The sequence below is a fragment of the Bacteroides cellulosilyticus DSM 14838 genome (genome assembly GCF_000158035.1).
Taxonomy (GTDB): domain Bacteria; phylum Bacteroidota; class Bacteroidia; order Bacteroidales; family Bacteroidaceae; genus Bacteroides; species Bacteroides cellulosilyticus.
In genome coordinates this window covers 196934-222182 of record NZ_EQ973489.1, presented here as the reverse complement: position 1 = coordinate 222182, position 25249 = coordinate 196934, and the positions used below count along the sequence as shown (strand labels likewise).

The 25249-nt window shown below is 40.6% G+C and carries 13 protein-coding genes and 1 pseudogene; 2 read left to right on the top strand and 12 right to left on the bottom strand.

Features of this window, described 5'->3' with window-relative positions:
- From BACCELL_RS03685 to BACCELL_RS03675, 3 genes are all read right to left on the bottom strand, one after another.
- The coding region (locus BACCELL_RS03685) for a carboxypeptidase-like regulatory domain-containing protein (RefSeq protein ID WP_007210208.1) at positions 1–711 on the bottom strand (711 nt) is incomplete at its 3' end.
- Between the two features lie 57 nt (positions 712–768).
- Entirely contained in the window at positions 769–1326 is a 558-nt protein-coding gene (locus BACCELL_RS03680) for a hypothetical protein (RefSeq protein ID WP_149950011.1), read from the bottom strand.
- 342 nt (positions 1327–1668) lie between these two features.
- Entirely contained in the window at positions 1669–5880 is a 4212-nt protein-coding gene (locus tag BACCELL_RS03675; protein WP_007210206.1) for a hybrid sensor histidine kinase/response regulator transcription factor, read from the bottom strand.
- Between the two features lie 360 nt (positions 5881–6240).
- On the opposite strand from BACCELL_RS03675, the gene BACCELL_RS03670 reads away from it, so the two are divergent.
- On the top strand, positions 6241–8259 hold the full coding sequence (locus BACCELL_RS03670) for a DUF2264 domain-containing protein (protein ID WP_007210204.1): 2019 nt from the start codon (positions 6241–6243) through the stop codon (positions 8257–8259).
- Positions 8260–8337: 78 nt separating this feature from the next.
- Positions 8338–9468 carry a radical SAM family heme chaperone HemW gene (hemW, locus tag BACCELL_RS03665; protein WP_044153272.1) on the top strand — a complete coding sequence of 377 codons (1131 nt, stop codon included), beginning with the start codon at positions 8338–8340 and terminating at the stop codon, positions 9466–9468.
- A gap of 67 nt (positions 9469–9535) precedes the next feature.
- Here the strand turns inward: hemW and BACCELL_RS03660 are convergent.
- The 9 genes and pseudogenes from BACCELL_RS03660 to BACCELL_RS03620 form a co-directional block, all read right to left on the bottom strand.
- A pseudogene (locus BACCELL_RS03660) lies at positions 9536–10627 on the bottom strand (Sb-PDE family phosphodiesterase).
- Positions 10628–10660: 33 nt separating this feature from the next.
- A complete protein-coding gene (locus tag BACCELL_RS03655) occupies positions 10661–12439 on the bottom strand; it encodes a RagB/SusD family nutrient uptake outer membrane protein (protein WP_044153271.1) in 1779 nt (592 codons plus the stop codon).
- 14 nt (positions 12440–12453) lie between these two features.
- Positions 12454–15717 (bottom strand): SusC/RagA family TonB-linked outer membrane protein, encoded by a 3264-nt coding sequence (locus tag BACCELL_RS03650; protein WP_007210199.1) that lies wholly within the window; start codon positions 15715–15717, stop codon positions 12454–12456.
- A gap of 229 nt (positions 15718–15946) precedes the next feature.
- Entirely contained in the window at positions 15947–17056 is a 1110-nt protein-coding gene (locus tag BACCELL_RS03645) for a BACON domain-containing protein (RefSeq protein ID WP_007210198.1), read from the bottom strand.
- Between the two features lie 12 nt (positions 17057–17068).
- Positions 17069–17440 (bottom strand): hypothetical protein, encoded by a 372-nt coding sequence (locus tag BACCELL_RS03640; RefSeq protein WP_007210197.1) that lies wholly within the window; start codon positions 17438–17440, stop codon positions 17069–17071.
- Positions 17441–17465: 25 nt separating this feature from the next.
- Positions 17466–18776, bottom strand: a complete 1311-nt coding sequence (locus tag BACCELL_RS03635; protein WP_007210196.1) for a DUF4302 domain-containing protein — start codon at positions 18774–18776, stop codon at positions 17466–17468.
- Between the two features lie 9 nt (positions 18777–18785).
- Positions 18786–19664, bottom strand: a complete 879-nt coding sequence (locus BACCELL_RS03630; RefSeq protein ID WP_007210195.1) for a zinc-binding metallopeptidase — start codon at positions 19662–19664, stop codon at positions 18786–18788.
- A 25-nt stretch (positions 19665–19689) separates the two neighbouring features.
- The gene (locus tag BACCELL_RS03625; protein ID WP_007210194.1) at positions 19690–21285 is read right to left on the bottom strand and encodes a RagB/SusD family nutrient uptake outer membrane protein; all 1596 of its coding nucleotides are present in this window, start codon (positions 21283–21285) and stop codon (positions 19690–19692) included.
- Positions 21286–21307: 22 nt separating this feature from the next.
- Positions 21308–24640, bottom strand: a complete 3333-nt coding sequence (locus BACCELL_RS03620) for a SusC/RagA family TonB-linked outer membrane protein (protein WP_007210193.1) — start codon at positions 24638–24640, stop codon at positions 21308–21310.
- Positions 24641–25249 lie beyond the last annotated feature (609 nt).

Sequence of the window (25249 nt, the reverse complement as noted above, 5' to 3'; positions counted from 1 at the left end):
TACAGCAGTTGCAGAAGCATCTTTCAATATAGTTACACTCTCTATCTCATTCGGGTCAATCTGAGAGAAATCACGTTCCACACCATCCACCTGAATCAATGGAGTGGCATTATTAGTGGTAGCTATACCACGTACGTAGATATCAGCAGCATCAGCACCCGGTTCACCAGAATATTGCACAGAAGAAATACCGGTTACCTGCCCAGAAAGGATGTTAGAAATTGATCCTGCGGGAGTCTTTAACAAGTCATCTCCTCTCATTGAAGAAATGGCGCCTGTAACTGATACTTTTTTCTGTACACCGTAAGCTACCACCTCTACTTCACCCAACATCTGGGCATCTTCTTCTAATACTATATTAAGACTAATACCTTTTTTAACAGGAACTACCTGTTCCTTATAACCAATAAAACTAAACTGTAACTTACTTCCTACAGGAACATTAAGTGTGAAATTACCATCGATATCAGTAATAACACCAGTAGCCGACCCCACTACCATTACATTGGCACCAATTATCGGCTCCCCATTTGTATCCTTAACTGTACCAGTCACTTTTACTGTATTTTGTTGCATGCCTTCTGAAGAGAAAGCTTCATTACTATATCCCTTAAGAGGAACAGATAAAAACAAAAACAATAAAATTGCAACTGGAAATAATCGACATAATTTTTGAGCCTGTCGTTTACAGAAATTTTCTTGCTTTTCCATTAGCAATAATTTTAAGATTAAACATATATTTAATTATTAAGTCTCATTATATAGCCCTTACTGGACAGAACGGCTAGGAAAAAAGATAATAGTATCAACTAGCTCTCCTGTTTTTTTACTTACGAATTCAAAAAATACAGGAACAGGATAAGCAACCTTAAATTCATAAAATCCAGTACTAATTTCTTCATAATAGTATGGAGTTGTACCTATTTGAGAGAATTGTACATCAACATTTTTCAACACCTCACTTCCAACAAAGAATAATGTAGTAGCATCCGGATATATATTCTGCGTATAATCAGTATATCCTGATATTTCCGGAGTTACTTTACCATTCGGCAAAGTATAAGCATACTGTTTCCACCACCCATTCCTTATGCGCTCTTTTAACTCTGCATCACTATATTCAGTTGCAGCTAATAAACTAAAGTTACTGATTGAATCTGATTCGATCAACTCATCTGTAACAGCCCTTGTGTCGGATGCCAATTCAGGCAATGCACCTTCATCCAATCCAGTAATTGTAGCATCGTCACTACACCCTGTAAAAAGACTAACAGACATTGCAGCAACAAAAAGTACTGTAATCAATTTGCCTCTTTTGTTTTTCATGTTTCTCATTAATTTTAAGATTAAACATTGGTTTGTTATTTACAACAAGAACTAAAAAAAACTCTATCATTTTCATTCTTGATTGCGACACAAAAGTATGGGGGCAAAAAGCAATATGCCTTCTACAACAGCCCAAACAGATGCTAATTTGTCTCATGACACAATTTTCTACATGAAATGAAACATTATTCTACATAAGTTTTCAAATGTGAGAGAGTTTTAAAAGAAATGTATAAAACGAATAAACGGGTAAGTAACACAATAAGACTGCAAGAACAACATTCCATTTTCCGGAAGTTGTTCTTGCAGTATAAAAGACAAGATGGTTAATAAATATATGCTCTATGTTTCCGGAACATCATCTTCCACTGTGCCATTCGAAGTAAAGCGCTCCATATATTCGGAAGGTTGCATACCAAACTCTTTCTTAAAACTATTACTGAAATAACGCGGATCATTATAACCCACAGCATACGCCAATTCTGAAATACGAATATTCTTCTTCTCTTCCATTATACGACAGGCTGCTTTCATACGAATATTCCGGATAAAGGAAACATAAGTAAGACCGGTCAATGACTTCAACTTCCTGAAGAAAGTCGATTTAGCCATATACATCTCCTCCAACAGCTTCGCCTGATCAAAATCCGGATCATCCAAATGACGATGCACACAATCAATAGCCCGTTGCAGGAAACCCTCATCAACACTGGTGTAATTCAATTCTTTAGCTTCAAATACCAACTGTTTCTTGAAGTCCTTTCCCATACGTTCACGGCTCCGAAGCAAGTTGGAGATACGTGCATGGAGAACACTCAGATTGAAAGGTTTACTGATAAAGCCATCAGCACCGGACTCATAAGCCTCAACCCGGTCTTCCTCCTTATTCTTAGCCGTCAGCAAAACTACAGGAATATGGGATGTTTCAAACTTATTTTTAATATACTGGCAGAATTCAATGCCATCCATCTCAGGCATCATTACGTCAGAAACAATCAGATCGATCTCTTCCTGCTCTACCACATCTATAGCTTCCTTACCGTTATTAGCTGTGTAAACCATATAATCCGCACCCAACAATTTCGTCATTAACTGCAATAACTCTTCATTGTCCTCAACAATCAGTAAAGAGTACGAAGACCGGATAGCAGTCGGCTCGGCTTGTTCCTCACTATCATCATCAGAGACATTTTCGCCAAACTCATCTGATAAGAGTTCTTGCTTTGCTTCTTCCGCATCTGTCGGCAGACTTTCTTCTATTTCTTCCTCTGCATACGAATTACGAAGAACCGGAAAGTTTACAATAAACAATGTACCTTTTCCTTCTTCACTTTCTACCGTAATAGTGCCATGATGCAGCACTACCAAATCGCGAACCAATGACAAACCGATGCCGGTTCCAATAGTCTTGAACTTCCGGTAATCTCCTTCATAAAAGCGTTTGAAAAGGTTCTTCTGGGCTTCTACTGATATACCGGGGCCATTGTCTTTCACCACTAATCGTGCTGTTCGGTCTTCATTTTCAGACAGTTCCACACTAACCAGACCACCGGCACGATTATATTTAGAAGCATTAGACAGTAAATTATAGAGTATCTTATCAAGTTTGTCCGGATCAAAATAAGCGTTGAAAGAATCGGGTGAACATGAAATCTGAAACTGAATATCTTTCTTCTTCATCAACGGGCGGAAGCTATCCAGACTGCGATGTACAAATTGCGTAAGGTCACCTTCGGAAACCCGCAGCTTAAGATTTCCTGTCTCCGACTTACGAAATTCAAGGATTTGTTGCAGCAAACGTATCAGGCGATTGATATTGTTATTCATCACTCTATATTGCTCCTTATACGTGGGTGCGGTCCGTCTCAGCTCATCCACCGAAGCAGAAAGAATGGTTAACGGAGTCAGTAGCTCGTGAGTAATATTAGTAAAGAATTGTAATTTAGCATGATTAACCTCTTCTGCCTTAGCTTGTTCCATCTCACGCAAATGCAGAGCATTTCGCAAACGGATTCGATTACGTATCACCCGGAAAGTATAATAGATAATAACACAAACACATATAATATATAAGGTGTAAGCCCACCATGTTTTCCAGGGAGGCGGTAAAATAACGACTTCCATCCGGAGCATCTCATCATCCCAAATGCCATTGGCATTAGAAGCTTTCAATTGGAAAGTATAAGTTCCGGGCTTCAGGTTATTATAATAAGCAAAACGCTTGGCCCCACCCGTATATTGCCAGTCAGAATCGAAACCTGCCAACTGATAAGCATACTGGTTTCTCTCCGGATTAGCATACTCCAATGCCGAAAATTCGATGCTGAAATTATTATGCCAATGGTCCAGCTGTATCTCATCTGCAAAAGCGGGTGAAAGTTCTGAAATCTCCATTCGCTCTTTAGCTGGCAGATTTCCCCATGACTGATTGAAAATCTTAATGTCAGTCACTATCACAGAAGAAGAAAAAGGCTGCTCCTGCTGATTCTCAGGATAAAAGCTATTATATCCCCGGTGTCCGCCGAAGAACATTTCACCGTCAGCTGCAACCGCCTGGGCACTACGAATAAATATATTGTCCTGCAAACCATCTACTGTGGTGTACAAACGGAATGTCGCACTTTCCAAGTTATCCGATAGGGCAAGTTTTATCAATCCAGCATTCGTACCCAACCATAAATCACCCTCTTTATCACTCCTGATACTGACAACCGCATCTCCCGGAAGATTCCATTTCGCATGTACCGGAAGAAAAGTGTCGGTTGCTTCATCATACAGATTCAGTCCACTGCCTCCTGTTCCTACCCAAATGCGTCCTTTGGCATCTGTGTAAAGACAATCGGCATACACACTGTTGAGCTTTCCATTCGTAGCAGAATAACATGAAACGGTATAGCTCCCTTTTTCATCACAATGAAGCCGAAAAACTCCATGTGTATTGGAAGCCACCCACATATCTCCGTCATTTCCTTCGGTCATATACATAGTCGGAACGTTTCTCATCTGGCTATTTCCTACTTGCAAAGTATCCAACCGCACCGCTTCTCCATCCATTGTACGCATTGAAACTCCATTACGCGTAGCAAACCAAAGGTTGTGCTTTGAGTCTTCATAGATATGAAAAACACAGGAACCTGCCAACCACGGCGCATCCTGAGCATAATAATTCCTCACCCTCTGTGCCACAGGCGCCTTCTTATCTACCTCATAAACTCCTCCGTCATAAGCTGCAATCCAAATATGTCCCGTTACGGAATGTTGCATCATAGACATAACCGTAGAAATACCACGATAACGGTCGAATTCAGGCATTTGAGTATAATAAGTAAATTTCCCGGTTTGACGATTCTTCACCCCTAATCCATAAGTTCCTATTCCCAGCCAAAGTAATCCTTCATCATCCAGCAAAATACTGCGAACCGAAGTAGTCTTCAGCATCCGTTTGACTTCCAACAACTGATCCCAATAGAAATCAGCTTTTCGAGTACTCACTTTGTTTACACCTCCACCAATCATACCTACCCACATCAGGCCCTGACGATCACGCAAAAGGGAAGCCACTTCGTCACTGGCTATAGAACTATCCGATTCACTGGGATAATAATTACTGAAAGTCTCAGCACCCGTGTAATTCCCTGTCAACGGAAGTACACTGAGTCCTTTACGGGTTCCTACCCATAAAGAATGAGTATTAAGATCTTCGGATAACGCATAGATAATATCATCCGAGATACCGGCAAGGTTCTTTTCATCATACCGATAAGTAATCCAAGTGGTCTTATCCGGCTGGTAGGCATCTTTCAACAAAACCAAACCGCCACGCCAAGTACCTACCCAAATATTCTTCTGACTGTCCTGAAATACATAATGAGCAGAGTTTTGTTCATTCAACCGCGGGTATCTGAAATATTTCCCGGTTTTCTTCTCATAACGATACAACCCTGCATCCCATGTTCCAATCCAAATATCTCCCCGGTCATCTTCAAACAGAGATTTGATGGCAGTCCTGGGCATCACATTCCCTGTATTTTCGCCACCATGGCATAAGAAATCATCTTTATCTTCCTGATACTCATACACTCCCCAATCTGTTGCAAACAGAATACGTTCATCACTGGTTATCAGGACTTTAGGGATACTATTACCATTCATCTCCGGATGATCTATTTTCCGTATCGCACCCGTTTTCTTGTCCAAAACATTCAGACCACTGTAAGTACCAATCCAAAGACGGTGTTTTGCATCCTCTGCCACACAGAAAACATTATTATTGGTCAGCAAATCAGTGCGAAAAAGATTGGATTTATAAGTAGTAAGAGAATAACCATCATATTGGAAAAGTCCATTACGGGTAGATATCCAGATATATCCGTCGCGATCCTGATAGACAGATTGCACATCTTTACTGGGCAAACTGTTCAATATGGATGAAGACTTAAACACCAGAGTGTTTGGCTTAGGTGTTGCGATGGCCTGACATACCAAAGGGAAAAATATTCCAAAGCAAAACACAAAACTCCAGATTTTTTCTTTCATTGTAAACATTACCTTCATGGTTAACTTGGTTTAGAATATAATTAATAAAGTCCGACAAATATACGTAAATATATCTAAAAGTATCTTATCCATTGGTAATATTATATTTCAATAATTCTATATCGGGACGTACCCGGGATGTACTTGCTCCGTACCAAGTCCGTAGTTTCTCCGTCCAGAGGTACTTCTGACCGAAGAACGTACGGAGCAAGTACGGTCCAGATACGATTCGGATAAGGAGCTGATAAGCCCCAAAAGACAATATTGATCTAAATTTCACCCTTTTTGGCACTAAAGTAGCCGTTTACATTGCAGAGAATACCTTTTCTTTGCAGAGAAAAATAAATAAGAATATTCTTACCATGTAATACACACGCAATGATGAAAATTGTATTCTCAAAAATGACCGGAGGATTATTACTATTTACTTTATTAGTTTCATTAAAAGTAAATGCCTCCCTGCCACAGGCTAAAAATGATTCCGTATTTCATTTAGTACAACCGGACTACAAGTTGAGTCCTCTCACCGGTATGACTCGCCAACATTGGCTTGATGCTGCAACCTATTTACTGGACGGAGCATTCAGCTACATCCACACACCGGACGATCCGATGCATTTCCCGAAACAGCCGGGAAAGAGTTATCCAACAGATGGAAAACCTAATAAAACGGAGAATTTAGAGGGACTTTGCCGCACTATGTTCGTAGCAATTCCGCTACTAAAAGAAAATCCGGATCTGGTACTGAATGGAATCAAAGTCGGAGATTATTACCGGCAACAGTTGCGCAACATGAGTGATCCGTCTAAGCCCGGATATATTCAACATCTCAAAGGTGGGCCAAGCCAGACGCTTGTAGAATTCGGAGCACTCGCCCTGTCACTTACTGTAATGCCTGAAATTATTTGGGAACCATTGACACAAAAGGAGAAAGATGATCTTGCCGCATTGATGCTTAGTTATGGCAACGGGCCTACAATCGGTTCTAACTGGCGTTTTTTTAATATATTCGTCATGTCTTTCTTCAAAGATCAGGGTTATGAGGTCAAAGACGGTTATATGGATGAATTGCTGCAAAAATCACTGGCACAATATCGTGGATATGGATGGTATAATGATAGTCCGGCCTATGATTATTATAGTATGTGGGCTTTTCAGATGTATGGTATGATTTGGGCGCATTACTACGGTGAGAAGTTCAATCCGGAAGCCGGACGACAGTTTGTCAGCAACTTCCGTGACCTGGTCCCTAATTATCCCTACATGTTTGCCGAAGATGGAAAAATGAATATGTATGGACGCAGTATTACGTACCGTATAGCTGCCGCTGTGCCCTTCCCGCTGATGGGGTGGCTCAATGATCCGTCTATCAACTATGGCTGGATGCGCCGCATTGCCTCTTCCACCTTGCTCCAATTCCTTGAAAATCCTGCATTAATGAAAGACCGGGTACCCACGCTGGGATTCTATGGGGCTTTTGAGCCTGCCGTACAGATTTATAGTTGTCGTGGCAGCGTTTACTGGATGGGGAAAGCGTTCCTTGGATTATTATTACCTGCCGATAATCCGTTCTGGACAGCTATTGAGAATAACGGAGCTTGGGAAAAAGAACTTCAATCCAGCAAAGTATACAATAAGTTTATGGAAGGTTCCAACACTTTAGTGACCAACTATCCCAATAGCGGTACTTCGGAAATACGTGCATGGTGCCATGAAACAGTTGCCAAAGACTGGCAGAAATTCCGTTCTACCGAAAATTATAATAAACTGTCTTATAACACTGCATTCCCCTGGATGGCAGACAGCCCAGATGGTAAAGTGTCCATGAACTATGCTGTACTGAATGACAAACAAGAATGGGAAGTATTGCGCCTCTATACATTCAAAAAGTTTGAAGACGGAATTTACTACCGGGATGCAGAACTTGAAACAAACCCGGAAATCAAATTCCGTCTGGCAGATATTCCGCTTCCTAACGGTATTCTGCGTGTAGACAAAGTTTCTTTCCCGCTTACGACAGAATTACGTTACGGACACTATTCATTACCGGAATTAGAAAGTCACATTGTTACAAAGGAACAAAAGGCCGGAGGATACACTGCCTACTGCATGGATAATGGTGCCTATCAAACAGCGCTTATCAATCTCCAGGGTTGGTCGGAAGTGGAATTTGTACAGACTGAAGGACTACATCCGGTAAGTAATAAATGTTCTGTAATCAATGCAGCCACAACTCATTCCGGTGATAAAGTCTTTATCACACTACAATTATGGAAAAAGAGTGGCAAGCCATTTACTAAAAAGGAACTGACACCTGTAAAGTCCTTTAAACAGACCGGAGACACTATAACCATTTATTTCTCTGACGGGACGGTAAAGACGGTTTCTCTCCCCTGATATAAGTTTCGGAAGGAATAGTTATCTTTGCCGCCAAAGTAAGAGCTACGAAAGCTCTTCTACAGAAACAATATAATTATGGCAGGCATCTACATACATATCCCCTTCTGCAAGACACGTTGCATTTATTGCGATTTCTATTCCACTACACGTTCGGAATTGAAATCGCAATATATCCGTGCCCTTTGCCGGGAGTTGACGGAACGCAAGGAATATCTGAAAGGGGAAGCTGTTGAAACCATTTATTTCGGTGGAGGTACACCGTCACAGTTATCGGAGGAAGACTTTAAGGAGGTTTTCAAAACGATTGAACAGGTTTACGGAATGAGGGAAGCAACAGAAATAACGCTTGAAGCAAATCCCGATGACCTTACGGAAGAATATATCGGAATGTTGCACACTCTACCGTTCAACCGTATCAGCATGGGAATACAAACTTTTGATGATGCAACACTGCAATTATTGAACAGACGGCACAATGCCACACAAGCCATAGAAGCAGTAAAACGCTGTCGGCAAGCAGGTTTTCAGAATATCAGCATCGATTTAATTTATGGTTTGCCCGGAGAGACTGAACAACGTTGGGCACAGGATTTACAGCAGGCTGTCAGTCTTGATGTAGAGCATATTTCAGCCTACCATCTGATTTACGAAGAAGGTACACCACTTTACAAAATGCTGCAACAGCACTCTGTATCTCAAGTAGATGAGGACAGTAGTCTGAACTTCTTCTCCACATTGATAGACACCCTTTCTGCCACTGGATACGAACACTACGAAATATCCAATTTCTGCAAACCGGGAATGTACTCCCGACACAATACTTCTTATTGGCAAGGTATCCCTTATCTGGGATGCGGCCCGTCCGCACATTCCTTTGATGGAGACTCACGCGAATGGAATGTAGCCTCACTAAATCAGTATCTTTCATCCATAGAACAAGGGCAACGCCAACACGAAACAGAACAACTGGACACACAAACCCGCTACAATGAATACATCATCACAGGTCTGCGCACAATGTGGGGAATATCCACTGAAGAGCTGAAAAAGAAGTTTGGCGACCGACTTTGGAAATATTGTTTGGAACAAGCCAAACCTTATCTGGGAAATGGAAAATTAGAGTTACATAACGATCGGTTAAAGCTAACCAGAGAGGGTATTTTCATCTCAGACGGTATCATGAGCGACCTCTTGGAAATAGAATAGTTACATATACAATATGCCCGGTCCTGATATATTTCAAGACCGGGCAACTTAACAAAACAAACCCTTTTTACAGAGAAATAGTATACTCCAATCCTTTATCAGGAGCCACTATAAAATTCGTCACTTCAAAATTCATATCTCCTCCTTTGATGCTATTATCAAATCCGATACGGACACTATAACGTGTATGCGGCTTCAGCGTCATATCCCGAAAATAGACCAGAGAAGTATCATGTGCCGTCTTTTTCAGTTTCAGGACTAAATCCGTAGTATTGGTTATAGAGAGCGTCACTCCTTTCTCATTACGGCTGATCTCTTCTATTTCTACACATTTTTCAAAGAATGGACGAAGCAAGTCTTCACGTCCAATCACCAACTCTCGATAATAAGCAGCAGTGCGACGATTGTCCAATGCTTCACGGATGCCTTTCAAGGAACGTTCTTTCGCAAAGACGAATGTCATGGTACGATGCTCATCTTTAGAGAAATCATAATCAGTCTGAATGGGTTGATGGATATCGGAAGTGCCAATCATTGTCAGATTCTTATCCAAACACCATTGAACAGCTTCAGGCATATACAGAGGGCCATTTGCTACTTCAATGCCATGCATACAACCTTCATTATAGAGTTCTGTATGCTCGGGCCACCACTTAGTAGTATCCGGTTGTTGGGCTGCCCATCCGGGATGATTCCAGAAAATAAATGCTCCCTGCTTTTTGGCTTCATTGAAAGCATCTTTATACTCTTTTTGTTCCAATGGATTGGAGTCAGCCAGAAAAATGGCATTAAAGTGTCCGGGAGCCATCGGACGAGTAATCTCACTACCTCTGATTAAAAGTATCCCCAGCTTTTCAGCCTGTTTCTAACAAAGATCGAACGAACGGTTATGATCTGCCACAACATCTTTTTTATGAGGACGATATTCGATGTGTTCTGTCAGAGAAATTGCATCCAGTCCTTCACGATAAGCCTCATCTACACGTACCGTAGGCCAAACCAGACCATCAGAGAAAACAGTGTGCATATGAAAATCACACTTCAAAGTAGTGTATCCATCTAAATCGGGAACCTGAATTTCATTCCGGCGTTGCGCCTGTACATTCATCAGGCAGGTTGCCAAAAGGAACGCACTTACTAATACTTTCTTTACTTTCATGTTATCTATTTATTTTTATCATTAAAGTTACTATTACCAACCTGGGTTTTGAGGCAATAAAGCCGGATTTATCTGGGTAGCCGTCAACGGTATCGGGCGCAAGTATTTCTTATCATCCCATTTACGTCCCTGGCTAAAGCCAAATTCAATATATCCGTGGTCACCTTCGGACAAACGGTTGGTTTTACCAATTACCACATATTGTACGCCTTTAATCTTCTCATCGGCTGGCGGCTCTTTATCCACCACAGCTACGTCTTTTATACCATCACCGTTCAGGTCATACGCTTCGCCTTTCTGGGGAATGTAAATACCTTGCCATACATTTTCGATCAAGTCCCCCTGTTTCCAGCGCATGATATCATCATAGCGAACTCCCTCAAAAGCTAACTCCACACCACGTTCACGACGTACTTCCAACACCCATTTATCCGTTGTTTGATTTTTAAAGTAAGCGGCTACATACGGGTCATAGGTTGCAGGGATCTTCCCTTCCACTCCGGCACGTTCGCGTAATGGTTTGACCGTAGCATTCCACACCGTTTCATCACATTCTCCTAATTCCGCTTTCGCTTCTGCATAATTCAGCAATACTTCCGCATAACGGAAAATAGGAATAGAGTTATTGGCAGTAGCCTTTCCTACATGCACATCGTCATCTATAGCCCATTTAATAAGCTGATAGCCGGTGGATGTCATAGAGAAATTAGGTGCATCCGGCTTCACCGTACCACTTATTTTTCGCTGGTAAGACGGCGAAATAACTGTTTGCATCAAGCGACAATCACGATTCTGGAACTCATCCATATACTGCATGGTAGCATAATCCGTACGGTCAGTGAAACGATTACCGTCGCGCATCAGATACATATTGACAAAAGGCCGTACCAATGACCAGTTTGCACCAAATGAGGCTGAGAATAGTTTCCAGGTAATAGAGTGCATACGCAAATCCTTTTTGAAGGCAATACCCCAGATTACCTCCGTTGTGTTCAGTTCTTCCGATGTAAACAGAGAACGATACTGTGTCTCCGCATCTCCCGTATTCAGTAATTTATAAGGGCCTTTCGTCATCAGTTCTTCGGATGCGGCAATAGAAGCACGCAGAAATTTTTCAGCCGAGCTTTGCAGTCCTAACTCCGTATGATATTTACGGTAGGTACCTTCGAACAGGCAGATACGGGATTTGAGTGCTAATGCCACCCATTTCGTTATCAATGTGCTACTTTCTGTCAAGGTCTTATCCGTGGAACAATTGGTACAGGCAAAATCGAGATCTTCCAAAATCTTATCCATAACAACCTCACGCTTATCACGTGGTTTGTATAATTCATCTCTATTATCCACATCCAATGTCGTTTCATACCAAGGCACATCACCGAACGTTCTGACCATACCATAATAGAAATAAGCACGCCAAAAACGTCCTACACCTTCATTATGTAAATAAATGGCATCCGTTACTTTGCCTTTAGCATTCGGCAGATTATCGAGAAAGTAATTAATTTGTCGCAGATCTCCCCAGTCGCCGGTTCCCCAACCACCTTGTTGGGTATCATCCCACGTGTCACCGATCAAAAAAGTAGTGGACGAACGAGTTGCACAAAAGTCTGCATACTGGTCACCACCCCAGGCTATTGTTTCTTCGCTGGGTAGGAAACTTTGCAGAAAACCATTTGTATAAAGCCGTAAGTCCGATTCCGACTCCAGAAAGCCTTCGGAAGAAAAACTGTTCTCAGGCTCACAATTCAAAAAACTATCACAAGAGGTCAGAGCCAAAGCATACAGACCTATCAACCAATATTTTTTCATACTCATCTTCTGTGTTAAAAGGTTACATTGATACCGATTGTATAACTGCTCAAAATAGGATAACCATATCCGTCTCCATCAGTATCGGCAGTAGAACGGAAATCTGCATCACCGGCACTGATACCTTCGGGATCATACATTTTAGTATGCTTGTTCAGCGGTGTCCATGTCAGCAGGTTCTCACCGGCAAGGTAAATCTTCAAATCCTGCAAGTGCAGTTTATCGCAAAACTTCTTATTAAAAGTATAATCTATCTGAAGATTCTTCAGACGGACATAAGCTATATTCTGTAAATAGCGGTCATTGGCCTGGATACCCAACGCCTTTGTAGAGCCATTTGCCAGATAGCCACGGTAGCGGGGCCAATAAGCATCGGTATTCTGGTTTTCTTCTGTCCATACATTATTTCCGGTATGTTCCTTCAGCATATAGCTGTAAGGACGGTCATATTGCCCCCAGAAGAAAGCTGACTCGCGATGCGGATACCAGTTTCGCTTGCCTACACCTTGAAAGAAAGCACTAATACCAATACCATTCCAATTGGCACTCAAATTGAGACCGAACTGATAGCGAGGCGTAGTATTTCCGATAACCTTCAGGTCACCGTGATCATCCAATGTATTCTGACCATTATCCACCGTACCACTTTTGTCGAGATCGGCAAATTTCAGATCACCCGGTTTCAGAATATTCGTAGCGGATACTTTTAGTTTGGACTGGTCTGCATGAGCATCTATTTCAGCCTGATCTTTAAATAATCCTTCGATATGATATCCCCAGATAGTACCGATTTCCTGTCCCTCATAATAAGTGGAGAGTAGTTTCGTAGGATTATTGAATTTAGTAACCCAGGTACGGCTATCCCACAACATAGCTTTTACACTGTAATTAAATGGCTTATTAGCCAGTGTAAAGTTGTCACGCCACATGATCGAAAGTTCCCAGCCCTTGGTTTTCATCTCCGCATTGTTACCTTTAGGCGTAGCGGCTCCCAGTACGGCAGGTAAAGTAGGACCTACTGTATACATATCCGTTGTATAGCGTTGATAGTAGTCGAACACCATCGACAAACGGTTAGATAGCATATCGACATCCAGACCAATATCATAAGTTGTCGATTTCTCCCAAGTCAGACTGTTGGGAACGATATTCGGAGTAGTGGCATACGTCTGCAATGCATCACCCAAAATAACGGATGTTTTCTTAATGGGAATTGTAGAAAGATAGAGGTAAGGGCTTACATTACCGTTGCCCAGGCTACCTACGGAAGCACGGACTTTCAAGTTATCCAGCCAATTGCGGGTAGATTTCATAAAAGGCTCTTCAGAAATACGCCAGCCCAGTGATCCGGAAGGGAAGAATCCCCACTGCTGATTCTCGGGAAATTTGGAAGAGGCATCATAACGTCCACTTACTTCTGCCAGGTAACGACTCTTATAATTGTAGTTCAGACGATAGAGGAAACCTACATAAGCCCACTCATTTCCGCCTTGTCCCGTAGTATAATAATCACCATCCATAAGAGCAAAACTCGGCTTAGTGGCACTAATCAGACCACGGCGATAAGTTTGTATCGTTTTATAATCCTGGTGCTCAAGATTCCAGCCCAACAGTACATTCAGGTAATGATCGGAATTAGAAAATTTAGGAATATAGTTACCGGTAATATTGCTTGAGAGATATTCCTTGTTATAATCCATATTTTCCAGAGAACTGAATGTGTTACGGGTTCCCATTATTTCCGGTCCTGTATAGTAATTATACTGGTTCTCGGCTCTTAGACGGGTGGACTTGCTACTGTAATAAGTAAAGTCACCTTTAAAGATCAATTGCTGTTTTATAGGTGTATACGTCAAAGTCGTCGTATTGCGTACATCCAGTTTATTGTCCTTTTGCCAGGAAGTCCCTTCTACAAAACCTGCCCATCCGATATATACGGCTGCCTCGGTCCAAGTACCGTCAGGGTTCTTCTCCATAGTCACCGGATAGCCCTGATGTTGTGCCTGGCGGGTTATATTCTGACGGTCGTACATCACCATGGGCTGGTGGGAACGGAAAATCATGACATCCGTATTATTCTCCAACAAAAGAGATTTATTGATTTGTATTTCTCCTTTTGAACGGATATTATACTGCGTATACTTTTCGTCTCCGGCATTATAAATGCCATCCTGATTGTAGTAGCGTCCTGACACATAATACCGGGCACGCTCATTTCCCCCACTAATGCTGACATTATGTTCAGTGGAATAGTTCTGATCTTTATAAATGATATCCAGCCAGTTGGTATTACCAAAGTATTCATATTCCCCCTTATCATTGACACGCACTTTATCCAGAGAAGGATCGGCATCGCGTCTTACCAATTCATTATACCAGTCGGTAGAGTACTTAAATACATTATTGATACCTCCCGGAGGCGCCTCCTGACCTTCCAGATAAGCCGTATACCAGCCATCGGTCCACTGTAAACCATTACTAACGATACCATCTTCTGTCTTCACCGTACGCTGATGCATGGAGAAACTTCCGTTATAATTGATTTTCGTCTTTCCGGCAGTAGCGTTCTTGGTAGTTACCAATATAACTCCGAAAGCACCACGTGCACCATAGATAGCAGCCGATGAAGCGTCCTTCAGTACAGATACACTTTCCACATCTGCGGGATTCACCGAGTTGAGGTCACCCTCCACCCCGTTTATCAACACAAGGGCACTACCACCCGCACCAATACTTCCTGTTCCACGAAGATTAATGGATGGCATACGCGAAGGTTTACCGTCACTGAATGTAATGTTCAGCCCCGGCACCATACCTTGCAACGAACGAGAAATGTTGCTGTTACCGCGCTCTGCAATCTGCTTGCTATCAATCTGGTCCACAGCACCCACCAGATTTACTTTCTTTGCCGTACCGTAACCTACGACCACCACTTCCTGCAACTGTTGCGCATCTTCCTTAAGTACGATCTGCATTTGCTGGTCATCTTTTACCAATACTTCTGTTTCTGAGTATCCGATATAGCTCAGTAACAGTTTTTTCCCTTTCTCTACATCCAAGACAAAATGTCCGTTCACATCAGTGATTGTTCCCGACTTTCCGTCTTTGATTCTCACCGTAACGCCGGCCAGCGGTTCTCCTGAGGCATCTTTTACCACACCTTTCAGTGGAACAAGATTAGCAGCAAGCAACATTCCTCCCCCTAAAACAAAGGTGAGGGCAACGGCAAAACGCCTGCTTACCAAACTCCATTCTAAAAAACATCTTTTCACTTTCATACTGTTCAATTGATAAAATAAATCAAGAATCCTTTCGGGGTGCAAAGGTGGAGGCTACAGATTTCAACTACGCTACAAGAAAGTGAAGTTAGGATGTCAATAAAATGACGAGATTTCAACAGCTCTTATGAAAGACACACGATAGTAGACACAAAAAGCCGTTTCTTCACAGAAACGGCTTTCTTCTATAGGTCAACATAAAGTTAAACCTAATTCGTCAGAGAGAATTCTAATGATCTGCTTTTATTTTCTTTATTGATAGATCTTTAAAGATATCATAATAACCAAGATTATTATTGTTACCAAACGTTGGAGACTTAGAAGCAAAGACATAAACTCCTATAGCATCGATAAAACTCTTTATAGTCCCTGTTTCTCCTGTAAAAGAAAATCCCTTTTTATCCTTGAAAGGGAAGAAAGGCATTAATTCTTCATCGTCTACATCAAGCTCAGCTATAGCTGGATAGGACAATGATGTGTCCGCATGTACATAGCCCGCTTCACTTCTCACAATGGTATAAAGATACCATTTTTGTGATTCTATAAATCCAAGATATTGTCCGTTAAGGGCACTCAATTGGTAGGTTTCACCATCGAATTTCAGAGGCAATACAACTCCTCTTATAGAACTCAGACCGTCTGCATAGAAAACCGCTTCATTTTCTTCATCTTGCAAAAGTTCTATTTTCACAGTTTCACTCACCCAATCATCCCCTTCACCAAAAGTAGAATAAGTAGCTTCATAAGTACCTGCAATATCATTCACACCAAACTGAACAAAAGTTATTTCTTTAGTTCCTTTTTGGCTCTTGAATATTACAGTTCCTTTACGGGCATTTCCAGTCGTATTCTCTGTTAAAGTAAAATTATAACCTTCTTTTACTTTCTCACCGGTTATCCAAGCCGGCATATCAACAGTATAGTCATAATCACTCTTCACAGGGATCGTTATAGTACTTTCTTCGTCAGACAGTCCGTAAAGATCATCTCCGTTCACATACCATACTCCACCGGCTTGTGACACAGGTACACGCACCTTGCTATCTAAGGTATTCGATATTTCAACAACCGCATTTCGGCCTACAAGACCTGTATAAGTAGGAACCGCCACTGTCACGACATTACCGTTAACAGTAATCGTACACCAATCCTGATTGCTTACCGCCGTAATGGCAGAATTACTTTGTACCTCTATAGTGCCGGTAGTTGCGATGGCAGTGAAAGATACATCAGACTTTATCACCTGTAAGGATGCAACGGCAGAATCATCATCATCTGAACAGGACGTTACCAAGAACAGGCATCCGATCAGCATCCATAAAATATTTATTTTTTTCATACGCTAAACAGTTTATTTTTTAGTTTTCAAAAGTTTTCGAACCGAAGCATTAATAATTGTATCAGAGAGATAAATAAAGAAAGTTACTCCCAATGCAATACACAACGATTCCGCAAAAGAATGTTTACTATCAAAGAATATCAGTAACAACATAATAAGTGCCGCCACTATTATATACTTCAGTATTTGCTTCAAGACAGAAATTTCATCAGATTTCTTAGCAATCACCAAATTTGCCGGTGAATAACACAACAAATCTATTAAAATAACCATTAACAATGCTTGTGGGAATGAATATCCATCTTCTCCATACATAAAGAAGGGGATTCCAACTAAAAGCACTATCATAGAGGCCACTACAGATAAAATTACTTTCCTATTCATAACAGTATCTTTCTTAATTAATAAATCATTGCTTAGTTAAACTAAACCAGACCTTATTATCAACTGTACTAACCAACTTAGCAGTAGTAGGAGTCTGATCATCATCAAATTCCACAGTATAGGGACTATGTGCGTCAACATACTCTATGATAGGATCTAAGAATACATAAAAATCATAGTTAATGCCAGGAGCAGTGGATTGAAGAGAGATTTTTTTGCTCGCCTCATCTACAATAGACATTTTATATCCATATGCAACATCCCAAACCTGTAATCCTAACCAATTAGATTCCCAACCCATACAATATGGGTTTGTATCATTTCCCGGATAGGCAGAATTTGCTCCAATATACCAACCAATAAACTCTTCATACTGGGTCGATTTATTTATTGCATAAGCATTACTGAATAAATCCATCAGTTCCTTGTCCATATCTCCAGTCCCCGCAGCTATATCAAAAGAAAGGTACCATTGAGAAGTTGTCCCACAGAACTGCTCCAAAGCTGTAGGATAAGGAAAAGAAACATCTGCATCCGTAGCTTTTATAGCCCCCGTAGCATCGTCATAGACTAAGCGTTGAAAAGTAATTCCATTTACCGTAAGCGGTTCATAGAGATTTATTCCATCCGGAGTATAAATATATGCCATGTCTATATTTTCCAAGGAGCTGTCTTCTTTCATATCCGTATAAGAAAGTAATTTGCCCACCATGCTGACAGTATATTCTTTTCCTCCCACTACCATTTTCATGCGAGGTACGGCTGCCATTTTTTCCTGCATATCCAGTACCTTTTGCATATAGCTACCAGCACTCTCAGTCAGTTTAGTCATGACCATCTTATTGCCATATTTCTTTCCTTTTAGTACAATGCGGTCTTCACTCACTTCCATAAACACAAACTCATAGTCGCTGGCATATCCGTCAACATCACTGGACCCTCTTGGTTCTGAAAAGAAATGGAACAACAAATTGTAAGTATCGAATGTAAGAAGTGCACTTTGTTCGGAGATAACCCGGTAATACGAAGTCACTACCGTACCAGCCGGCCATTTATCACCGCTGCTGGAATTTAAAGATAATTCCGAAGTCATATCAACCTTACCATTATCGAACTTTGCAGTATAAGTATATCCACCCATCGAACGGTCGCTCGGATAGAACTCCATTACCCAACCCTGCGGATCATCCTGAAGAATAGCTTTATATTTAGTCAAAGCTTCATTCATCCTTTCAGCTGCCGACTTATCAAATAAGTCCTCTTCTTCACTTACACATGAGTTGAAGCAGAATCCGGCGAGCAATAAAAATAGAATATAATATATTTTTTTCATCATTTCTCATATTTATTTAAGTGTTTCCAAATCAATTTCTCCGGTCACAACATCACTCATACGACGCTGAACAACGTCACGGAGTTCGTCCATATCAATATTCCATGCTGTTTGCATGTAATTCTTTACAATCGTCAATTTCTGATTGATGATTTCAGCACCTTTGGTTCCGGCTGTTTCCATCTGCTTCGCCCAATACTCAGCCGTATTTGTGATATAAATAGAAGTAACTTCCGCAATATCTTCACGAGGTTCGCTCATTGCATAAGGAGAAATGAAACCACTTGCCAACGCATCTTCATCAGACTCCAGATACCAGTCACCACTCACATAAAGCCCCTCGGAAATACGGTCATAATCTGGATCATAACTCTTTGTCTGGTGAAGGATATGGGCAAACTCATGATGCATGGTCTTAAAATAGTACTCATTCAGAAAATCTGCATCTATCTTCAGATTGTTTACAAGATATAAAGTAACCTTTAACCCACCTTCCGCAGTACCAAGCACCATCGTTCCATTGTCCTCGTAGGCAGCGGAACCTACCAAATGAAGAACTTTGGGCACATACTGACGCGTAAAGTCGATACCCGCCACTTCATCATAGGTTTCCAGCCATGCATACTTCACGATATGCGCCAACTTCACCGATTTATCATAATCAGCAGGAGCCAGAGTATAATCATGATTAGATTCAATATCCTCCATATGATATTTCAATGCGATATTATAAGGCATTGTATAGTTAGCGAGGATCCATTTATCAAAATCATTTTGTTCACTTGTCGGCTGATCTTCAAAAATGCTCTTAGGGTCCAGATCATCTTCGCTACAACTTGTAAAGTTCAGCAATGAAGCCGCTATGCCTAATATATATAAATATTTCTTCATAATTTTTCTTTTTAAAATTAACCGATTAATTACGCGGATTAGCTTCCAATCCTGCTGTTATTACGCTTTGCGGTAACTGAATAGCCCGACGTGAATCATCCGCTTTCAATTCATCGTTCACAGTAATTTCATTGTTATATACAGTACGACGATAAATTTCCAAACCATATCTCTTAATATCAAACCAACGCAAGCCTTCATGCAAAGTCAATATACGGCGTACATGCAAAATTGCATGAATAAGGTTTTCTTGTGTACCCGATTCTACCGTAAAATCAGGATGCAGCGCCTTTTTAGGAGTAGGAGCTTTCGGAGTATAAAATTTCATACCCGTACCGGTTGCTTCTGAATATTCTCCATACAATGCATTGACAGACTCTACCGTTACAGTATTCGTGGATTTAGTGAAAGCATGTATCCATGTATCCAAATCTGCTGCTGCTTTCGTATAGTCTTTTTTCATTGTGTAGGCTTCAGCACGATTCAGAATTACCTCATCAGTTGTGAAAGCTGGAAACATCACATGAGCATTACCGATATCATTCACAGGATCTGTTATTTCAAAATATTCAGCCATCTTTCCCATTATAACTTTGGGAAGTCCCTGATAAGACGGTATGCTGAAATAAAGCATGGAATAACCACCCCAGATAGAGATTGTCTTACAAGTCTCCTTATTGGCTATCATATCATTATGAGTATATTTTTCTCCTAACCCATAAGGTCCGTGAATTCTTCCCCATGAAGAACTCGTTGAATATAATAACAGATTAGCCTTCTCGCTTACATTGATAAATGCAGTGGCACGGATAGAGTTATTAGGACTCAGTGCTCCGACAGTAGCCCAGTCCCGCAACATTGCCGTCGGATTTTCTGTCAGAACCACCGTTGCATACTGAATGGCCTTATCATAGTTTGATTTATCATCCTTTACATAATAAAGATAAAAACGTGTTGCGAAAGCATATCCGGCTTTTTTATTAAAATGATATTTAGGAACAGAATAAATAGCATCATTCAATAAAGGTAGTCCGGCTTCTATATCAGCTGCAATTTTTTCATAGACTTCCGCTACAGTTCCGCGAGTATATTCAGGAGACACGGTAGTTTCCAAATGAGTCATATATGGAATGCCTAAATCCGTAGTGCTGGTTTTCGGACTATACGCCTTACTAAAAATATTGACCAGAACAAAGTGGTTGTAGGCACGGCATAACAATGCTTCTCCCCTCTGAGGATCCAAAGATGACGGGTTCCCCATAGTATTAATAGCATCCAGAGCTGCATTAGCTGCTGCAATCGCCTTATAGCAATCATTCCACAAAGAATATGGGCTGTCTTCTTCCTTATATGTCGCATCCTTCCAGGTAGCGGCTTCTTCCTGCAACTTGTTATACGCAGTCCAGGTGCCACCATTATCATCCGCATTATCAGATGACATCTCAGCCAGCAATGCATAGTTAGTTTCAGGATAAGCAGATACCAGCATGCTGGTTATTTTGGCTTCCGTATCCAGTTCTGTACGGTTATCCGGCATTTCATCCAAAAAGTCGTCACAGGATGACAATGCTACAGTCATCGCCAATACCATAAATGGATAATATATATATTTCTTTTCCATAATCTAATTAGCTTTTAATGTTTTAAATACCAAGTCTCAAAGTCAATGTAAACTGCTTAGGTACAGGAGCTGCTACACCACCGGAACGGAAGAACTCAGGATCTTGTCCGTTCAGTTTATCATCCGAATAGATCAGGAACAAGTTAGTAGCTTGCAACTTTAAAGAAAGATCATTAATAAATATTTTCTCTAACCACTTCTTCGGGAAATCATAAGAAACTGATATTTCTTTCATACGAATAAAATCCCCTTTAGCTATACGTTCCGTAGAATAATTGTATGCGTTATAAAGAGTTTTTAAGTGATTATCAGTATCGCTCTGCCGCTTCGTTACAATCGTTGGTATTGTGGTTATACTCTCTTCACCTGCCAGTACCCAACGATTTTTAAACTCTTTCGGCATAGAAGTCAGATCCGTATATTCGTTACTGAATACGGGATCCAGGCGAATAACATTACCGAATGAGTAAGTGATAAATACATTCAGTTTAAACCCTTTGTAACGGAATATATTTCCGAAGCTACCGGTAATAGTAGGATCAGTCGGACCTTCATATTTTAGATAATCCAGTTTCTGACTTTGAAAATCAATATCATTACCATCACTCGTCAAGTTTCCATTCTGATCAATAAAAGTAGGTAAACCATCTTCATTCAATCCCTTAAACTGATACGAGAATAACCCACGTACCGGATAACCTTTAAGTGCAAATCCTGTACCGGAAACCACGTCAATAACTTCTGCATCCGATTCCAGGTCTGTAACTTCATTTTTTGCCTGAGAGAAGATAAAATCCGTAGTCCACCCAAAGTCTTTCGTTTGAATATTTCGTGTAGAAAGCGTAAATTCAACACCATGTGATTTCATGGTAGCCACATTAGCCAGTTTACGAATTTGTCCTCCGACACCGGGAGTCTGTATCACACCAATCAAATCATAGTTATCACGTTTATACCAGTCAATAGCAAAGTTGATGCGATTGTCCAGGAATCCCATATCTGCACCAATATTCAACTCATGTTTCTTCTCATAAGTCAGGTCGTCATTTGCCAAATCTATAATCTTTAGACCACTTTCCTGAATGTTGGCAAACGGACGATAAGGTTTATAACTCTTTAATACCATGGTAGAGTTAGTAACCGTATTCGGCCCCGGGTCTCCGGTCAAAGAATAAGAAGCCTTCAAAGCAAAGTGTGCCAAAGCCGGTCTCAATGACTCAAAGAATTCCTCCTCGTGCATATTCCATGCTGCTGATATATTCCATGTGGGTAACCAGCGTGCACTACGACTCTTGCCTAAACGGTTAGTACCCTCATAACGATAAGTACCATTCACCGTATATTTACCCTGATAAGAATAAGTAGCGTTTGCAAAGAAAGCTGCTGATCTGGAACGGGTATTAGTCAATGAATAATAGTCAGTACCCTCTTCTATGCTCTTTTTAAAGAACTGATAAGTATAGAACGGAATTTCGCCCTGCGTATATTGCATACCCCAACCATTAAAGTAAGTCTTATTACGATCGGAAGAGTTTGTCTCCATACCGGCAAAAAGATTCACAATATGTTTTTCGGCAAATACATGATTCCAACTTCCAGTAGCGCGGAAGTCATATCCCAGCATCTTATAGTTCGTACGTTGATAAATACCTCCTTGAGGCAATACGCTAATAGGTAATGCATATGGGTTATCCGGATCAGTATACAAGAAGGGGTTACGATCACGTACCGTAGCATCGGGCATAGCACGATAAGCCATAGCCTGGTTAGAATCATCCGTAATGAGGTGTTCTTGTGAAGTTGCAGAATACTTCACAGCTCCCAATGCTGAAAATTCCAACCCTGTAATAGGTTTCCATTTCAACTCCCCCTGGAACTTTAAATCTGCCACATCCAGATTCATATAGTTATTATCCAATTCATGAAGGATATTGAAATCAGCATAATTACGGGTATACATTGTCTTTGAATCCAATGCACGGGAAGTGTTCAACGCATACGAATACGGGTTAATATCAAAGTCACGCTTCACTTCACCATATACAGGATCCACACTTTGGCTCAAAGTACCAGGAGCCTTTTGTTTCCTATAGGCTGCCGAAGATATAAGATTAATGGATAGCTGTTTTGAAATATTATATGTAGCATTCAGATTAGCCGTATATCTGTTTACCTCACTATCTTTATACCATCCCGGATCGGCCATAGCACTTAAAGAGGCATAGAAAGAAGCTTTTTCCGTACCGGATGAAAGACTGACAGAATGATTATGCATCACAGAATTACTGAATAGTGCATCAAACCAATCTGTATTTCTGTACTCAGCCTCCTGCAAATAATCATTCATTGCAGTGTCTGTGTGTTCCAAGGCAAATGTACCGGTCACCGGATTATAAGTATTCATCAACTGATACATCTTACCATAGACTCCACTTTGAGCAGCACGATAAGTATCCGAGAAATTTAACCAGCCTTTCTCCTTCATCTCTTTGTAAACTCCCATCTGTTCCTGTGAATTCATAATATTGAAGTCAGCATATCTCGGAGTCATACGCATGGTAAATTCACCGGTATAGGAAATATGACTTTTTCCGGCCTGCCCTTTCTTGGTAGTAACTACAATCACACCTGCCATGGCACGTGCACCATAAATAGAAGTCGCAGATCCATCCTTCAAAATTTGGAAACTCTCAATATCATTTGCATTCAGACCTGCAATGGCAGAACTAATCAATGTAACGGCGTCACCAGAAGACAACTCATCGGCACTTACTTCCGTAACATCTTCCATTATGATACCATCAACTACCCACAACGGTTTAGAACTACCATAAATAGATGTAGCACCACGAACACGTATTTTAGGAGCTGTACCGAAAGTTCCGGAAACATTTTGTACAGATACACCTGCCGCACGTCCTTCCAACGAACGGCTAATATCTGCCAAACCATCCAATTTCACATCTTCACTGGACAATTTGGTCGCAGCACCTGTAAAAAGTCGTTTATCCATCTTTGTCATACCGGTAACCACCACTTCTTCCAAAACTTCAGCATCCGGTTTCATTACGATTTTCATCGTCCCGCTTTTTATATTCACCTCTATCGTCTGCATGCCGACGTAAGTTATTCTCAGTATTTTTGCCGTACCCGGCACATTAGTAAGTGTAAACTTACCATCGAGATCTGTTACCGCCCCCTGGTTTGTACCTTTAATCAAAACAGATGCACCTACAATAGGCTGATTGTCTTCTTCAAAAATGACTAGTCCCGTCACTGTTTTTGGAGTTTGCGCAATCGCCAAGCCAATTCCAATAAGTAGGCAGGCTAATGATAAAACAATTTTTTTCTCCATAAGCTCTCTTAAATATATGTGTTAATACTAGAATCTACCATGTTCTAGCAGAACTTATGAAAAGCAAATTCTCAACAGTTATTTTTTATTATTCAAAATAGCTTGTTCGTTATGAAAAATTTCATTTGAATGTAATCAATGAGATTATATCTAAAAAACAAACTCATAGTTTACATTTGCTTTTATGTTAACATTAATGCCTTTTTCTATAAAGCGATGCTATTTTTATGTTATTAACAACAAAAGAATCTTTATTATTCACTAAAACAAAGCATATTTCTATCATTTTGCTTTTTAAAGCAATCATATAATCACTATCTTCTTGATTAAAAACAGATATAAATGTAATATAAACACTTAACCAAATACATATTCAAACAATATGTATTTGCAAGTATTTTAGATTTTATTTCGTATTTTGTTTTGATTTTATAAAACATTACTTAATTTTGCAGCTGTGGAACATGAATAAACGACTATGCTTTCAGAGGATATGATCAAAACACATTTACGAAAGAAAGATTAATGTCATTCTTCATCTACACTTCAAATAAATATATAGCTCAAAGTTTGAAAAGATAATAAAAATCTATATTCCTGAAAAAGTAA

Excerpts from the sequence above, each read along its gene's own strand:
- BACCELL_RS03680 (WP_149950011.1), bottom strand. The coding sequence starts at position 1,326 with ATGAAAAACAAAAGAGGCAAATTGATTACAGTACTTTTTGTTGCTGCA.
- BACCELL_RS03675 (WP_007210206.1), bottom strand. The coding sequence starts at position 5,880 with ATGAAGGTAATGTTTACAATGAAAGAAAAAATCTGGAGTTTTGTGTTT.
- BACCELL_RS03670 (WP_007210204.1), top strand. The coding sequence starts at position 6,241 with ATGATGAAAATTGTATTCTCAAAAATGACCGGAGGATTATTACTATTT.
- hemW (WP_044153272.1), top strand. The coding sequence starts at position 8,338 with ATGGCAGGCATCTACATACATATCCCCTTCTGCAAGACACGTTGCATT.
- BACCELL_RS03655 (WP_044153271.1), bottom strand. The coding sequence starts at position 12,439 with ATGAAAAAATATTGGTTGATAGGTCTGTATGCTTTGGCTCTGACCTCT.
- BACCELL_RS03650 (WP_007210199.1), bottom strand. The coding sequence starts at position 15,717 with ATGAAAGTGAAAAGATGTTTTTTAGAATGGAGTTTGGTAAGCAGGCGT.
- BACCELL_RS03645 (WP_007210198.1), bottom strand. The coding sequence starts at position 17,056 with ATGAAAAAAATAAATATTTTATGGATGCTGATCGGATGCCTGTTCTTG.
- BACCELL_RS03640 (WP_007210197.1), bottom strand. The coding sequence starts at position 17,440 with ATGAATAGGAAAGTAATTTTATCTGTAGTGGCCTCTATGATAGTGCTT.
- BACCELL_RS03635 (WP_007210196.1), bottom strand. The coding sequence starts at position 18,776 with ATGATGAAAAAAATATATTATATTCTATTTTTATTGCTCGCCGGATTC.
- BACCELL_RS03630 (WP_007210195.1), bottom strand. The coding sequence starts at position 19,664 with ATGAAGAAATATTTATATATATTAGGCATAGCGGCTTCATTGCTGAAC.
- BACCELL_RS03625 (WP_007210194.1), bottom strand. The coding sequence starts at position 21,285 with ATGGAAAAGAAATATATATATTATCCATTTATGGTATTGGCGATGACT.
- BACCELL_RS03620 (WP_007210193.1), bottom strand. The coding sequence starts at position 24,640 with ATGGAGAAAAAAATTGTTTTATCATTAGCCTGCCTACTTATTGGAATT.